Genomic DNA, 14852 nt, shown 5'->3' with positions numbered 1-14852 from the left:
CACCTGGAGTGGAGACGCCGACCGCGTTCGCCTCGCCCCTGACTCTCATCCTCGATGAGGAGCGCATCGGCGAACAGGGCCTGGAAGAAGCACTGTTCCTGAGCTTCACCTCCGATCTGGGGTTCTTCGAGGAAGTCGCGCTCGGCGTCACCCAGGCCACCGGCGCCCGCGTCACCGTGGTCGGGGACGTCTCCATGGCGAGGAGCGATCCGCGGGCCATCCGGCGGGCCGGCCGTAGTTACCTCGCCGGTCTGGCCTACGCGCACGGTGCCGCGTTCCATCCCAAACTGGTGATCCTGGCCGGACCGCAGCACGCCACCATCGCCCTCGGCTCCGGCAACACGACGCTGTCCGGCTGGCAGGCCAACGCCGAGCTGTGGACGGTACTGCGCGTGCACGGAGGCCAGAGTCCCAGCGCGATCCAGCACCTGACGGCATGGCTGCGCGGCCTGCCGGAGAAGGTGAGGTTCTCTGCCGGCGTAGCACAGGCACTGAATCGGGTCTCGGCGCTCCTGGACCGGCTCCACCGCGACAGCATCCCCACGGCGCCGCAGGTCCACCTCGTCAGCAGCCTGCACTCACCCATCATCGACCAGCTGCCGCACGGACCGGTCGACGAACTGGCCGTCTTCGCGCCCTTTCACGACCATCGCTCCCTGGCACTGCGGAAGCTGCTTGAACGCTTCCGCCCGCGCCGGTTCACCCTCGCCTATCAGCCAGGGCTCAGCGACCTCGACGGTGCATCGGTCGCCGCCCTGGTCAAGGAGTACAACGGTCGTGTCGTCAGTGACCACGATCAGAGGTACCGCCACGGAAAACTCGTCGAATGGGCCTCCGAGGGGCAGCGGTGGGCCCTGACCGGCAGCCCGAACCTCTCCGCTGCGGCCCTGCTGCTTTCCCAGGACGAGGGAGGCAACTGCGAGCTCGGAATCATCACGCCCGTCGCCACCACCCTTCTTCCCGAGGGCACCGACGAGCCCATCGCCCGGCTTCGTTCGATGTCACCTGTCCCCCGTGCCATGGCCGGCAACGGCCCGCTGCTGCTCGGTGCCCTACGCGTATCGGACGGCCTGGAGATCAGCATGGCCCGTCCCCTCTCCGACACCGCTCACCTGGAGTTGTCCCAGGCGGCAGCACCGCCGGAGGCATGGGAGCGCATCGCGGACGTCCCGCCCGGCCAGACCACGCTGACGGTGACGGCTCCGGCGGACGCGGGCAGTCGCGTACGCCTGGTCGTCGTCGGCCAGGACGGAGTACCCCACTTCGGCAACATCGTGTTCGTCGTCGACCCCGACCGGGCGCTACGTCGTATGGCTCCGGCTCAGTCGAAAGCCCCCACGACACAGCCGGCCGACCTGTTCGCGGATCCCAGGCTCGCCGAGCGCTTTCTGGGCGACCTGGAAACCCTGCGCACAGCCTTGGCCCCCGTCTCAGCGGTCGCATCGGCGAGCAGCGGCACCGGCGCAGCCGCGAAGATCCCGTTGGACGGCGACGAGGGCAGCTGGGAGCGGTATCTGGACGAGTGCGCTGGTCGTGTCGGACAGCCGCTCACGCGCTTCGCACTGGGACTGCCCTCGCTCACCGACACCGGCACGTCCTTTCAAGACCTGCTGCCCGTCTCCTGGGACGAGCGGTTCACCGACGACATCGAAGCCACCCCTGATGAGGACGCCATCGAGGGCGTGACAGCAGAGCACGATCCCGAGGCATCGGGCATCGGCGCGGAAACGAACGCTGCGGCTCTTCCCGACCTCTGGCAGGCTGACCAGGAGATTCGCCGCAGATACCGCCGATGGATCCAGCGTCTCGTCGCCCTCGCTCCCCACCTGGGCCCTCCGGAACGCATGCTCGTCGTCCGGCTGACCCTATGGACCGTCGCGGCAGACGCCTGGCCTCCGGCACGCACCGACTGGGTGCCTCTGCTCTCCCGTGCCGTGCGCGCGCTGAATCGAAATGATCTCCCCGAGCGGATCGAGCCCCAGGTCGGCAGCCTCGCTGCCGTAGCCCTCGCCGTCCTCCGCAGCCATGCCCCACGCTACGAGATCACCTCGGAAAGCCTTGCCTTCAACGAGGCCTCACGGGAGGTCGGCCACTTGCTTCCCGCAGTGGATTTCGCTTACGTCACGGAATACACGGCTCTGCTGGACACGGCCTTCGGTCCTGCTGTCGCCCACGCTGCTGTGCTCGACGTGGCGTCGGACGTGGTCCAGGACGATCCCCTCGCCGACGCCGTCTGGACTCTCACCGAGAAGGGCCGCGACGTACGCCGCCACGGGAAACTGCTACTTCACGTCACCGGCCGATTCAGCAACCCTGCGCTGATGGCTCTTGAAGCCGTAGGTGCCGCCGAAGACGCGCCCCTCGTCGGGGCCTGGGCCGGCCCAGACTCCGACACCGGGCCCTGGGCACTGGTCATCTGGCGTCGTCCGGACCTCATCGTGATCGATGCCCGTCGGCCCACACCGCTCTGGCGGCACTACCGACTCGCCGGCCTGGTGGGCCCCAGAGCTCTGGGCGCGCAACGCAGCTTCGAGTCCGCTGCGTCCATCCCCCATGGCCCCCGCAACAAGCCCTTCGAACTGGCTCGCCAAGTGATGTCGGAGCTCGGCCTGAGCGATCCTCGGCCTCCGCACAGCGCGCCGTAGCCCATGGACTGCTTGGGCTGTCCACGCTCGGTAGATCCCGCGCCGACAGCTACGCAACACGTGTGACCGCCGGACGCTCTTGACCGGCTCGATCAGCCCAGGAAGCTCAGCCTCACCTGGCGGAATCCATCCTCGCGCTTCGCAACAGGCCGCCCGCGCCTGAACCGACGACGGTGGCGACGCCCAGGTCCCCCGGTACCGTCATCGGCATGTCGGCATCCCCTGGACGATTGCTGTGATGCGGTTGGTGCTGCAGCGGAGCTTCCGTAGGAGACGCCAGCCCTTCAAGGTGGCCATGGCCTGCTCGCCAAGGCAGCGGATCTGTGCGTGTGTGCTGTTGAATAAGGATCTTCAGCGTCGCCTCTCAAGGGTGAGGGCGGCTCTGGTGATTGACGTGAGCCGGTTCGGGCCGATCCGGGCTTTGCGGAAGATCCGCCAGGCTTTGAGCCGGGCGAAGGCGCGCTCGACGGGGAAGCGGAGTCGGGCATGTGCCTGGTTGACGGCTGCCTGTCTGGCGGTGAGGGGGCGCCCGAGGTGGCGTTTGAACGGGACCTGGAACGTGCCGCCGGCTCCGGCGTAGGCCTTGTCGGCGAGGACGGGAACCCGCAGACGTTCACAGGTCGTGACGGTGCCCTTGAGGCGAGGAGTTTGATCACGCTCTGTACGTAGGCGTGGGCGGTGCCCTCGCTGATACGGAAGCCCGCGGCGAGCTTCGTGTAGGTCGTGTGCTCGCGCAGGTGGACCAGAGTGATGATCGCGCGTTGCGAGGGTCGCAGCTTGCATCGGCGGTCACCCGTCGGGGCTCCGCGTCCCGGACAGCGACGACCAGACACCGCCTCCCAGCGCGGTCGGCTAGGAGGGAACTGGCGAGGGGCAGTCGATCCGCACGAAACCGTTCCTGCCCGTCGTGTCCACCAGCCAGTGCCGGCCCCGCCCCCATTCCTCGTCGCACTCGACAGTCGAGGCGACAAGGCGGGGAATCGCTGCTTCGGCGTTCCGGTCCAGCGCCTCGACGACGGCGCCGCGAGACTCTCGTACGGAGAGCGAGTCCTGGTCGTGGAAGACGGTCATGAGCCGGTCGCTGCAGCCTGCGCCCGGGCAGCCCCGCGATCTCCGGCGGACCGGACTGCGACGAGGGCATGAGAGCGGGGACGGTGGCACGGAGCCGAGCGTGACGGGCAAGCGGATCTCCCGGAGCGGTCGAACCCGGGGAAGAGTACGGCGGGCCTCGGACACCGGTCGCGGAGAGGGTGCGGTCGGCGGTCGGCCTCACGGCCCCGAGCGACTGCGGCACCCGTCGCGCGCGGGGTGACGGCTGATCGGTGGGGCCGCCGCCTTCGCGGCAGCCCTCGTGATCGGTGAGGGGACCTTCGTGGTCCGTCGACAGCTGAGGGTCTACGGCCTCAGTGAGCCGTGGCGGGTTCCCTCCAGGCGTGCGCCGTCCAGGATCGTGCCCGCCGTCCTGGCCGCGACCATCACGGCCTCCGACAGGTCCGCGTCGGAGAAGTCCGCGTCGCCGAGTTCGGCCGCGACGAACTTCACCCGGCGCAGGGAGGCGCCGGACAGCCGGGTGCCGACGAGGCGGGCGCGGGAGAACACGGCGTCGTCAGCGTTCGCGCCGCTGAGGTCGGCCCCGCTGAGGTCGCAGAGCCCGGCGTTCACGCGGGTGAGGGTCGCGTTCACCAGCGTGGCCTCGCGCAGGTCGGTGCCCGTCAGGAACGCGTCGGTGAGGTCGCAGCCGCTCAGGTCGCAGCCACGCAGGTCGGCGTAGCTGAGAATGACGTCCTTCAGGTCCACGCCGCCGAGGCCCGCACCGGCGAGCGGAATGCCGGCCAGATCGTTCTCGGTGCCCCAGGGCAGGGTCCACTCGCGCACGAGCGCGCGCCAGTCGCCACCGCCGGCGAGGGCGGCGCGGATGCCCTCGAGGGCGGGGGCGTTCTCCGGGCGGGCCCACCGCTCGCGTACCTCGGTGGCGTGGCTGTTCTCGTCGGTCATGGGCGCACTGTTCCATTTCTGGGATCGGTTATGGCTGCTGCTTGATCTGGTGCAGGAAGCCTTTCACACGGTCCAGGTGGTAGACGGTCTCGTCGTGCTTCTTGAGGAGCACTTCGAGCCCGCGCTCGGTCATGCCGTCCGGTAGCTTCTCCATCTCCTTCCACAGGGCCTTGCGGACGTTCTCCAGTCCGTTCGCGGCCTGTGTGAGGTCCTGGACGTGGTCGAAGGGGGTGCCGTCCGGCTTGCGGGCCACCACCTCGCCGCCCGCCTCGCGCCGCGCCGCCGAGTAGTGGTTGTGGTTGGGCTCGGAGTTGATGCGGCCGATCGGGTCGGCCTTGATGTTCTCCAGCTTCTGGATGGCGTTCATCGCCTCGTCGCTGAGTCCGAGCCCGCGGTAGGGGGAGAGGCCGAGAGGGTCGGACCAGGTGACCGGGTTGTGGACGTAGGAAGCCGGGTTGGGGGCGGGGAGGAGCCCCAGCGGGTCGGGAGTGAGGTAGCGGGCGGTCTCCGGGTCGTACTGCCGGAAGTAGTTGTGGTGGAGACCGGTCTCGGGGTCGAAGTACTGACCGGGGAACCGGAGCGGGGTGTAGGCGGTGGCGCCGCTGTTCCACGTGGTGGTGCCCCAGAGCGTGGCGCGGCTGTGCCAGGCCACCCGGCCGGTCTCGTCGACGAGTTCGGTGGGGGTGCCGACGAGGTCGGTGGCGATGGCGAAGAAGCGCTCGTCGACGGCCTCCTGGGAGGCGTCGGAGCCGAGGACGCGTTCGGTCTGGGCCAGCGGCTTGGCGTGCCGGTGGTCCCAGGTGAGGGCTACGGGGCGGGGCAGCCCGGGTGCGGTCGTGACCTGTTCGCACAGGGTCGGGCCGTCCCAGGTGAACAGGGTCTCCTCGACCACCGTCTTGCCGTCGTCGGCGAGCCGCAGCTTCGCGGTGCGGCGGCCGAGCGGGTCGTACCGGTAGCGCCAACGCGTCCCGTCGGGCGTGGTGACGGCGGTGAGGCGGCTCTCGGCGTCCCAGGTGAACCGCCAGGTGTCCGCTCTTCCGGAGAGCGTGACCCGGCGGCGCAGGGTCATCCGGCCGCCGGCGTCGTGCTCGTACCGGACCGCTCCGGCGCGGGTGAGGGTGGTTCCGGTGTAGCTGCGAGGGCCCGTGGCGTCCTGGCCGGGGTGGCTGCCGGTCCAGGACGCGGAGGTCTGGTTGCCGGAGGCGTCGTAGGCGTACGACTCCTTCCAGCCCGCGGCGGTGACCGTGGTGACGCGGCCGGTGATGTCGAGGCCGTAGCGGAAGGAGCCGCGCAGGGCGTCGTCGAGCGCGGTGAGGTGGCCGTCGGCGCGATAGGTGTAGGCGCGGCGGTTGACGGTGCGGCCGCCCGCGGTCAGGTGCTGGCCGGCCAGCCGCCCGGACCCGTCCCAGGACGTGGTGAGCTCGAGGGCGTCGCCGAAGGCGCGGCGCAGTTCCCGTCCCGCCGTGTCGTGGGTGAAGGAGATCCGCCGGGCGCCGCTGGTGAGCTGGGCGAGCCGGCCGGTGGCGTCGTACGCGTAGCTGGTGACGTGTCCGGTGGGGGTGATGCGGCGGGAGAGGCGTCCGGTGTCGTCATAGGTGTAGGTGAGCGGGCGGCCGTCGACGAGTTCTGCCTTGAGTTCGCCGCGGTGGTCGTACTGCCGGACGAGTTCGCTGTCGGGGCCCTCGGCGCGGACCATCCGGCCGGCGGCGTCGTACGCGTAGGTGGTGACGGCTCCGGCCGCGTCCTTGCGGACGATCCGGTCGAGCGCGTCCCGCTCGTAGCGGATGGTCTGGCCGGTGGGGGTGACGCGGGCGGTGACCTGCCCGACCGCGTTCAGTTCGTAGGCGACGGTCCGCCCGTCGAAGTCGGTCTCGGCGACCGTGCGGCCGGCCCGGTCGTAGGTGTAGTCCCAGGTCAACCCCTGGGGGTCGGTGACCCGGGTGAGGCGGAGGGACGCGTCGTGCTCGAAGGCGTGGCGCGCGCCGTCCGGACCGGTGCGGGCGGCGAGCAGGTCGAAGTGGGTGTACTCGAAGCGGGTCGTGAGGCCGTTCGGATCGGTGTACGCCGTGCAGTTGCCCTCACCGTCGTAGGCCCATGCCTCGACGGTGCCGTCCGGGCGGACGCGCCGGGCGAGTTCACCGTCCTCGGTCCACTCCAGGGTGGTGACGGCGCCCTGCGGGTCGGTGACGCGGACGAGCCGGCCGTGGGCGTCGCGCTCGCACCGCGTGGTGCCGCCGAGGGGATCGCCGACCTCAAGGGGGAGTCCGGCGGGGTCGCAGCGGAAGGTGGTGACGGCGCCGGAGGGGTCGGTGATGGTGGCGAGGTGGCCCCGGTCGTCGTAGGCGTAGCGGGTGGTGTGGCCGGCGGGGTCCGTGACGGCGGTGAGGTTGCCGAGGTCGTCGAACTCCTGGCGGGTCCGCCCGCCGTCGGCGTCGATGAACTCCACGGGCAGGCCCCGGTCGTCACGGACGGTGGAGAGCCGGCTGCCGTCGGCCCGGAGGACCGTGAGCAGCCGGCCCTCGTCGTCGTACGAGAAGGCGGTCGTCCGGCCGAGGGCATCGGTGCGGTTGAGGAGGTTCCCGCGGGCGTCGTGGCCGAGCCGGGTGGTGTGGCCGAGCGGGTCGACGGTGGCGAGGACGTGGCAGGCGCCGTCGATCAGATGGCGGGTGACCCGTCCGTCGGCGGTGGTGAGGGTGGTGGTGCGGTGGCCGGTGGCCGGATCGGGGTGGCCGTAGGCGAGGGTGAGCTGGACGTGGCCGTCCTCGCCGCCCTCGCCGATGACCCGGTCGTGCTCGTCGTAGGCGTAGTCGTAGCGGCTGCCGTTGGAGTCGGTCCAGGTGATCACCCGGTGCCGGTCGTCGTAGGCGAGGGTGAGGGTGGCGCCGGAGGGCTTGGTGACTGCGGTCAGGTCGCCGTCGGTGTGGCCGTAGCGGACGAGTTCCTGTCCGGTGCCGTCGGGAAGGCGCAGGGCGAGGCGTGTCACCCGGCCGTTCTCGGTCGTGACGTCGACGTGGTAGCCCGCCGTGTGGACGAGGGCGAGCGGGGTTCCGTCCTCGGTGCGGTCGACGGTGACGGCGTTGCCGTTGCGGTCCACCGTCCGTACGAGCCACGCCTCTCCGTCGCCGCCCGGTTCGGTGCCGGCGGGCGCGGCGAAGTGCCGGGTCAGACCGGTGTCCGGATCGGTGAGCGTGTAGTCGCCGGACTCGTCGCGGGCGAGCGGCCGACGGCCGGTGCCGGACTCGGGGAGCGTGGGGAGACCGGGCACGGGGTGCGGGTAGGGGAGCAGGAGGCCGTCGTCCGTGACGTGGACGACCCCCTGCGCGTCGATCTCCAGGTGCTCGTCGACGGTGGAGGACCACGAGGGGCCGAAGAAGCGTCCGGCGGTGTAGCCGGACTCGACGCGTCGGGTGAAGGTGAGCGGGAGGGTGCCGGGGAGGGAGACGTCGGTCTGGGGCAGGAACATCCGGCCCGAGGCCAGGTCCACCGGGTCGGTCTCGTCGACGAGTCGGTGGGCGTCGGGGCGGTTGTGGGTGCCGTTCGGCGACCCGTCGATCAGGCGACGGGCGCGGTTGGCGTCGGACGCCAGGTCTGCTCCCTCGGCCGCGACCCGGACGCCCTTGACGGCCGCGCCACCGCCGGCGGTGGCGGCGGTGAGCAGCAGGTCGGGGACGAGCCGGCCGAAGCCCTCCGCCGGGTCCTTCATGAAGTTGTCGAGCATCTGCTTGCCCGTGCCCCACGGGTCGTTGGCCATGAGGACGAGTCCGGAGGCGAGGCTGTTGAGCTGGGTGAAGTACTCGGCCGGGTGGGTGAGGTTGTACGGGTCGGTGGGGTTGACGCTCCGGACGAAACTGAGCAGTCCGGCCGTGCCCTTGACGATGCCGCCGCCGAAGTGCGTCTGCATCACCTGTAGTTCGTCGAGGCCGTCCTTGGCCTGCTCGGCGTACGAGGGCTTGGGAGGGGCCGCGTCCCGGGCCGCCCGGATCGCCGTGCGGGCGGTCTCGGCGGCGGCGTTGCGCTGTTTCCGGGCCTCGGCGAGGATCTCCTGCGCCTCCTCCATCAGGGCCTTGCCGGGGTCGCTGAAGGCGCCCGGCCTGGGTGGCAGGGAGGCCGGGTTCCGCTTGTCGGCAGGTTCGGCGTTGTACCGGTCGACGGCCCTGTTGTAGTCGTCGACGTTCTTCTGATGGGCGTTCGCCGCGTCCTCGGACGCCTTGGTGCCCTGCTTCCACTTGTCGATCGCCGTCTGGGCCTGCCCCTGGGCCCACTCGACGGTGAGGCCGAAGCTCGCCAAGGCGTCGGAGGCCTTGCCGAAGGCGTCCGCGCCCTTGAACCACTTCGGCGGCTCGACCGCCACCTTCTCCCGGAAGGCGTCCGCGGCCTCGCCCTTCACCGCGGACGCGTCGAGACCCTTGAGCCCCTGACCCACCTTGTCGAAAGAGGCCTGCAGGTCGCGCAGGTGGGAGGCGGTCGAGCGGAGCTTGGACGGGCTGCCGTAGATCAGCTTGGTCTTGTCCTCGGTCTGCCCGAGGTCCATCTCGTCGACCTCGGCGCCCATCCGGTTCGCCACCGAACGCGACTGCTCGCGCACCCAGTCCGCACCGGACTCCCAGCCGACGTCGTCCAACCGGTCCGCGGTCCAGTTGCCGGCGTCCTCGACCCGGTTGCCGACCCACTCGACCCCGTCCTCGACCGCGTCCTCGACGACGTCCGGTGTGAGGTCGCTGATGAAGTCCCCGATGCCCACCGCTCAGTTCCCCCCGCTGTTCCGCTGCTGGGCCCTCTCCTCAGGGGACGGGCCGAACGTCTCGTCCACCGCACGGTCGAAGTCGCCCTGGTCCACCCCGAGGAGCTCGTTGAGGATCCGCGCCCGGCTCCCGCCCTCGCCCTCCGTGAGGACGGCCCGTCCGGTGTCCTTCCAGCTCTGCGCGATGTCGTCGCCGGCGCGGTCGAAGGACTCGGCGCTCCAGTCGGGGCTGAGGTAGTCGGGCGTGAACACGTCGCCCCAGTCCTGTTTGACGATGTCCGCCTCCGAGGCGTGCGGGTTGCCCACTGCGGAGTTCACAGCGATCTTGAAGGTGCCCTGGAGGTACTGGTCCTCCTCCCAGACGATTCCGGCGGCCAGCCCCAGCGTCGCCGCGAGGGTGTTGGCGTCCTGGATCTGCGCTCGCACGCCCCATTCCCAGCGCTCGCAGTAGTCCTCGAAGTCGGCCGACAGGCCGTGGTGTCCGGCCTCCATGCCGGTCATCGAGAGCTCGGAGAACCCCTTGCCGAGCACGGAGCCGGTGCCCGTGCCGATGTCGCGGAGTTCGGCGGTGGCCGCCCGGATCCCCTCGGTGATCCGCTTGATGCTCTCCTGGTCGAACCGCAGGTTCTCCTGCCCGCCCCCGCTCATCGGGTGTCACCGCCGGCGGCCGGCCCCGAGGCCGCGGCCGGGCCGTCGGGCGGAGAGGGCGTCGGCCCGTCGGTCGGGACGTCGATCGCCACGTCGTCGGGCACGATGCCCCGGACCGGTGGGAAGGCCATCGCCCCCTCCGGATCGGCGATGTCGACGGCCACCCCTGCGGGCACGCCCAGGGCGGGCACGATCTCGTCGAGCAGCCGCGCGCCGCGCAGCGCCGCGTAGTCCCAGGTGCGGGTGGCGTCGTCCGCCCGCGAGCCGGGGGCGAGGGAACGAGCCCGGGCGAACCGGGCGAGCGCCGCCTCGTCGGTGAAGGCACAGATCCAGCGCACCCCACCGAGCTCCGCCGTCCACAGACCGCCGGAGTCCACCGGGACGAGGACGAGGGCACGCCGTAGCTCCCCCACCAGCTCCCTCGGATCGCCGAGCCCGGCCCGCCGTTCGGCGATCCGCTCCGCGAGTACCGTCGCTCCGCCCACCGACCCGCCTCCCCGACGTCGTACCGGGGGCCTCCCCCGTGTCCCGTGTGTACACGCTTTCCCTCCCCCGCATGGTTCCCCGGATCGACCGTACGAGCACTCGCCCATCGGAACCCCGAACCGGATTCATTCATGCTGGTACCGCGCATCTTTCCCCCGTTTCGCCGGAGCGTGAGGAGAATCGGCGGCCACACCCAGGACGATCTTGATCGACTCGATCAGCCCAGGAAGCTCAGCCTCACCTGGCGGTTGGGGTTGTCCTTGTTGGTGTCCACCAGGCACACCGACTGCCAGGTGCCCAAGGCAAGTTCACCGCCGATCACCGGGATCGTCGCGTGGGGCGGAACGATCGCCGGCAGCACGTGGTCCCGGCCGTGGCCCGCGCTTCCGTGGCGGTGCTGCCAGCGTTCGTCCGCGGGGAGGAGCTGGTGCAGGGCGGCCAGAAGGTCGCGGTCGCTGCCCGAACCCGTCTCGATCAGCGCCACCCCCGTGGTCGCGTGCGGTGTGAAGACGTTCAGGAGCCCGTCTCCGCCCTGTGCCACCTCGGCCAGGAAGGAGGAGCACTCACGGGTCAGGTCGTAGACGGTTTCCGCGGCGCCCGTGGCGATGTCGAGGGTGCGGGTCTGGAATGCGTGGCTCATGCCTCCATGGTGGGCGGACGGAGCTTTCGACTCAAACCTCACACGCGGACGACTCGGCAGTACCCCGGTCACGGGCCCGGCGGGGACGGAGACCGGTCGGGGTGCTCGTCGTCCGCGCTTCCGGGGCCGGCTCCGAGGTACGCCTCCCGCACCGCCGGGTCCGCGCGGACCTCGGCCGCCGTCCCCTCGGCGAGGATCCGGCCGAGGTCGAGCACGACGACCCGTGAGCACAGCTCCATCACGAAGGACACGTTGTGCTCGACGAGCAGCACCGCACAGTTCTCCTCGTCGGCCATGTGCCGTATGACGGCGGCCAGTTTGCGACGCTCCTCGGCGGTCGTGCCGGATGCCGGCTCGTCCAGGAGCAGGACCCGGGGCGGATCGGCGAGCGCGCGGGCCAGCTCGACCATGCGGGCCTGTCCGACGGGCAGGCCGCCCGCGTACGCGCCGGCCAGCGCGTCGATCCCGCACTCGCGGAGCACGGCGGCGGCCCGTTCCCGGTGGCGGCGCGCGGCGGGCCGTACTCCGCCCCGCCAGTCCTGCGCCACGACGAGATTGTCCGCGACGGTCAACTGGCCGAAGAGCTGCTGGCGTTGGAAGGTGCGGCGGATGCCGTGCCGGGCCCGCCAGACGGAGGACCGGCGGGTGATGTCCACGTCGTCGTACGCGATCGCTCCCGCGTCCGGCCGTCGCATCCCCGACAGCACGTCGAAGAGTGTCGTCTTGCCCGCGCCGTTCGGCCCGATGAGGCCGCAGATCTCACCGGCGCCGACGGAGACGGTCACGTCGCGCAGGGCGTGGACGCCGCCGAAGCGGACGTCGATCCCGCTCGCACGGAGCAGTGTGCGGCTCATCGGCGGACTCCCGTCCCCAGGTAGGCCTCGGCGAGCCGGTCCCGGTCCACCTCGGACCGGGGCCCGGACCAGGCGATCTCGCCCTGTGCGAGGTACGCGACGGTGTCCGCGATGCCGAGCACCTCGGCCGCCTTCTCCTCCACGAGCACCAACGCGGTGCCGTGGCCGCGGAGTTCGGTCAGGATGCGGAAGACCTCGTCCACGACGCGCGGCGCGAGACCGAGGGACGGTTCGTCGGCGACGAGGACCGCCGGCGGTCGCTGGAGGAGCGGCGCGAGGGCGAGGAGCTGCTGCTCGCCGCCCGAGAGGGACCCCGCGGCGACGGCACGGCGGGCGGCGAGCGCGGGGAACCGCTCGTACACGGCGTCGCGGTCCTCGGCCTCCGTCAGCTGGAGGGCCAGGTTCTCCTCGATCGACAGTCCCGCGAAGATCCCCCGTCCCTCGGGGGCCAGCCGGACCCCGCGGCGCGCCCGGGCGACGGCCGCGTCGCGGGTGGCGTCCTCGCCCCGTACCCGTACGCGTCCCCCCGCGGGCCGGAGGAGCCCCGCCGCCACCCGGCAGAGGGTGGACTTCCCGGCCCCGTTGGGCCCGAGGAGCACCAGCACCTCACCGCCGCGCACCGCGAGATCCACTCCGTGCAGCACGGGCGCACCGCCGTACCCGGCGCGTACGGCGACGAGTTCGAGCACGCTCGGCACGTCGCGGGGGCCGTCGGCCGTTCCCGGGGCGGTGCCTCCGGCCGCGGCGGCGTGCGGCTCGTACGGGACGTCGGCCGTGCCCGGGGCGGTGCCTCCGGCCGCGGCGGCGTGCGGCTCGTACGGGTCGTCCCCCACTCGGGCAGCGGCGCCGCCTCGGCTCCGCGGCGCGGGGGCACCCGGCACGAACCCCCGGGCCTCCCCCGGCACGCCCCCTCGGACCGCCCCCGCCTTCGCCGCGCGCCGGGCCGCCAGTCTCGACGGGAGCGCCGCGCAGTAGCCGTCCGGGTCGTTCGCCAGAGCGAGGCCCGCCAGGCCGAAGAGGATCACCGGGAGATGCGCGGACTCCGTCACGTACTCCGTCATCAGGTGCGGGACCACCGCGAAGACAAGCCCCGCCACCACCGCGAACTGCGGCCTGCGCACCCCCGCCGCGACCACGACCGCGAGCCACACCAGGCCCGTCATGGCCGTGAAGTCCGTAGCCGTGATCCTGGTGTTGTACGAGGCGTAGAGCACCCCTCCGAAGCCCGCGAGGCCCGCCGACACCGTGAACAGCAGGAGCTTGGTCCGTACGACCGACACCCCTGACGCGGCGGCGGCCTCCGGTGCCGAGCGGACCGCGAGCATGGCCCTGCCCCGGCGGGAGCCGCGCAGCCGGGTGAGGAGCGCGACGACCGCGCCGCTGAGCAGCACGAGGGCGAGCCCCAGTGCCCGGTCGTCGCCCAGGTCGACCGGTCCGGCCACCGGCCGGGGGATCTCCCACCCGGTGTCGCCGTTGCGCAGCCATCCGAGCTGGAAGAGCACCTGGTCCGCCAGGAAGGCGAGCGCCAGGGTGGCCAGGGCCAGTGATCTGCCGCCGAGCCGGAGGGCGGGCAGCGCGACCACCGCGCCGAGCAGGGCGGCGGCCGCCGTGCCGACCGCCGCCGCGGCGACGAAGGGCCAGCCGTGGCTCATCAGCAGCCCCGCGACGAGGGCGGCGCCGGTCACGAACGTCGCCTGGGCCAGCGACACCATCGCGCCGAGACCGGTGACCACCGTGAACGACATGAAGACGAGCCCGATGGCGAGCCCCTGCGCCAGGATCCCGCTCCAGAAGGGCGTGGTGACGGTGTAGAACGCCGTGCCGAGGAGCACGCCGGCCACCACCCACGCGCCCCAGCGGCGGCCCCAGCCCTTCCCGGAGAGGTACTCGACCGGCGGCGGGTCCACGGCCGCCGTCCCCGCCGCACGGCGCCGCCGCCGGCCCAGGGCGACGAGACCGGCGAAGAGGATGAGGAACGGTACGGCGGTGCGGAAGCCGGTGACGCCCTCGGCGAACGACGCGTACCCCGCCACCAGGTTCTGCAGCACCCCGAGGCCGAGGCCGCCGGCGAAGGCGAGCGGCACGGACGCGAAGCGTCCGAGGACCGCCGCGGTGGCCGACACGAACAGGAACAGCGTGTAGTCGTGCGCGGAGAGCCCGAGCAGCGGCGTCGCGAGGACACCGGCGAGGCCCGCGAGGCCGGAGGACAGCATCCACGCGACCGAGGACAGCCGGTCCGCGCTGATGCCCCGCAGCTCCGTCAGCGCGCGGTTGTCGACCGCAGCCCGCAGCCGCAGGCCGAGCCGGGTGTGCCGCATCAGGACCCACAGGCCGGCCGCCGCGAGGGCGGTGGCGATCCAGGTGATCAGCTGGTCGGAGTCGATGCCGACGCCGTCGAGCGGCTGCCAGGACACGGCGGGGCTCGGCCCGAGGCCGGGCAGCCCGAACTGGTTCTCGGCGGGCTTCACCGGGGCGCCCGCCCGTTCCAGGAGTTCGACCACCCACAGTCCGGCCGCGGGCAGCGCGACGAGGAGACCGATCGTGGCCACGATCTGCGCCGTCTCGCCGACCCCGGCCAGTTTGCGGAACATCAGCCGGTCGAGGCCCCAGCCGAGGCCGGGCGCCACCACGAACACCAGGAGCAGCGCGGTGGGAACGGCAGGCCAGCCGAAGCCGGAGTGGAGCTCGTAGAAGGCGAGGGCGCACAGGTAGGCGGTGGCGCCGTGCGCGAAGTTGAAGAGCCCGGAGGCGGAGTAGGACAGCACGAGGCCGGTCGCGAGCAGCGCGTACAGCGCGCCCGAGACCAGCCCGCTCAGGACGAAGCCCAGCAGGTCACCCACGTG

The 14852-nt window shown here is 71.9% G+C and carries 9 protein-coding genes and 2 pseudogenes; 1 reads left to right on the top strand and 10 read right to left on the bottom strand.

Annotation, left to right across the window (positions count from 1 at the left end):
- Window positions 1–8 precede the first annotated feature (8 nt).
- Complete coding sequence (locus AB5J54_RS35160) at window positions 9–2645, top strand: hypothetical protein (protein WP_369147973.1); 2637 nt, start codon at window positions 9–11, stop codon at window positions 2643–2645.
- 201 nt (window positions 2646–2846) lie between these two features.
- Here the strand turns inward: AB5J54_RS35160 and AB5J54_RS35155 are convergent.
- The 10 genes and pseudogenes from AB5J54_RS35155 to AB5J54_RS35110 all read right to left on the bottom strand — a co-directional run.
- Window positions 2847–2984: pseudogene (locus tag AB5J54_RS35155) on the bottom strand (IS5/IS1182 family transposase); the annotation flags it as partial.
- A 12-nt stretch (window positions 2985–2996) separates the two neighbouring features.
- Window positions 2997–3439 (bottom strand): annotated as a pseudogene (locus AB5J54_RS35150) (transposase family protein); the annotation flags it as partial.
- Between the two features lie 58 nt (window positions 3440–3497).
- Window positions 3498–3716: a hypothetical protein gene (locus AB5J54_RS35145; RefSeq protein WP_369147972.1), complete on the bottom strand. Its 219-nt coding sequence runs from the start codon at window positions 3714–3716 to the stop codon at window positions 3498–3500.
- A gap of 324 nt (window positions 3717–4040) precedes the next feature.
- Window positions 4041–4640 (bottom strand): pentapeptide repeat-containing protein, encoded by a 600-nt coding sequence (locus tag AB5J54_RS35140; RefSeq protein ID WP_369147971.1) that lies wholly within the window; start codon window positions 4638–4640, stop codon window positions 4041–4043.
- Between the two features lie 28 nt (window positions 4641–4668).
- Complete coding sequence (locus AB5J54_RS35135) at window positions 4669–9381, bottom strand: putative T7SS-secreted protein (RefSeq protein ID WP_369147970.1); 4713 nt, start codon at window positions 9379–9381, stop codon at window positions 4669–4671.
- Window positions 9382–9384: 3 nt separating this feature from the next.
- Window positions 9385–10029 (bottom strand): hypothetical protein, encoded by a 645-nt coding sequence (locus AB5J54_RS35130; protein ID WP_369147969.1) that lies wholly within the window; start codon window positions 10027–10029, stop codon window positions 9385–9387.
- Window positions 10026–10514, bottom strand: a complete 489-nt coding sequence (locus tag AB5J54_RS35125; protein WP_369147968.1) for a hypothetical protein — start codon at window positions 10512–10514, stop codon at window positions 10026–10028. The genes AB5J54_RS35130 and AB5J54_RS35125 overlap by 4 nt, the downstream gene beginning before the upstream one ends.
- A gap of 218 nt (window positions 10515–10732) precedes the next feature.
- The gene (locus AB5J54_RS35120) at window positions 10733–11155 is read right to left on the bottom strand and encodes a YjbQ family protein (RefSeq protein ID WP_369147967.1); all 423 of its coding nucleotides are present in this window, start codon (window positions 11153–11155) and stop codon (window positions 10733–10735) included.
- Between the two features lie 68 nt (window positions 11156–11223).
- Window positions 11224–12009 (bottom strand): ABC transporter ATP-binding protein, encoded by a 786-nt coding sequence (locus tag AB5J54_RS35115; protein ID WP_369147965.1) that lies wholly within the window; start codon window positions 12007–12009, stop codon window positions 11224–11226.
- Entirely contained in the window at window positions 12006–14849 is a 2844-nt protein-coding gene (locus AB5J54_RS35110; protein WP_369147964.1) for an ATP-binding cassette domain-containing protein, read from the bottom strand. The genes AB5J54_RS35115 and AB5J54_RS35110 overlap by 4 nt, the downstream gene beginning before the upstream one ends.
- Window positions 14850–14852: the final 3 nt, after the last annotated feature.

The organism is Streptomyces sp. R44 (assembly GCF_041053105.1).
Lineage (GTDB): Bacteria > Actinomycetota > Actinomycetes > Streptomycetales > Streptomycetaceae > Streptomyces.
The sequence above is the reverse complement of the archived record's forward strand: the minus strand, read 5'-3'. Positions and strand labels throughout refer to the sequence as shown.

What these genes read in the sequence shown, in the direction of transcription:
- AB5J54_RS35120 (WP_369147967.1), bottom strand. Translation starts at nt 11,155, where the DNA reads ATGAGCCACGCATTCCAGACCCGCACCCTCGACATCGCCACGGGCGCC.
- AB5J54_RS35130 (WP_369147969.1), bottom strand. Translation starts at nt 10,029, where the DNA reads ATGAGCGGGGGCGGGCAGGAGAACCTGCGGTTCGACCAGGAGAGCATC.
- AB5J54_RS35140 (WP_369147971.1), bottom strand. Translation starts at nt 4,640, where the DNA reads ATGACCGACGAGAACAGCCACGCCACCGAGGTACGCGAGCGGTGGGCC.
- AB5J54_RS35145 (WP_369147972.1), bottom strand. Translation starts at nt 3,716, where the DNA reads ATGACCGTCTTCCACGACCAGGACTCGCTCTCCGTACGAGAGTCTCGC.
- AB5J54_RS35115 (WP_369147965.1), bottom strand. Translation starts at nt 12,009, where the DNA reads ATGAGCCGCACACTGCTCCGTGCGAGCGGGATCGACGTCCGCTTCGGC.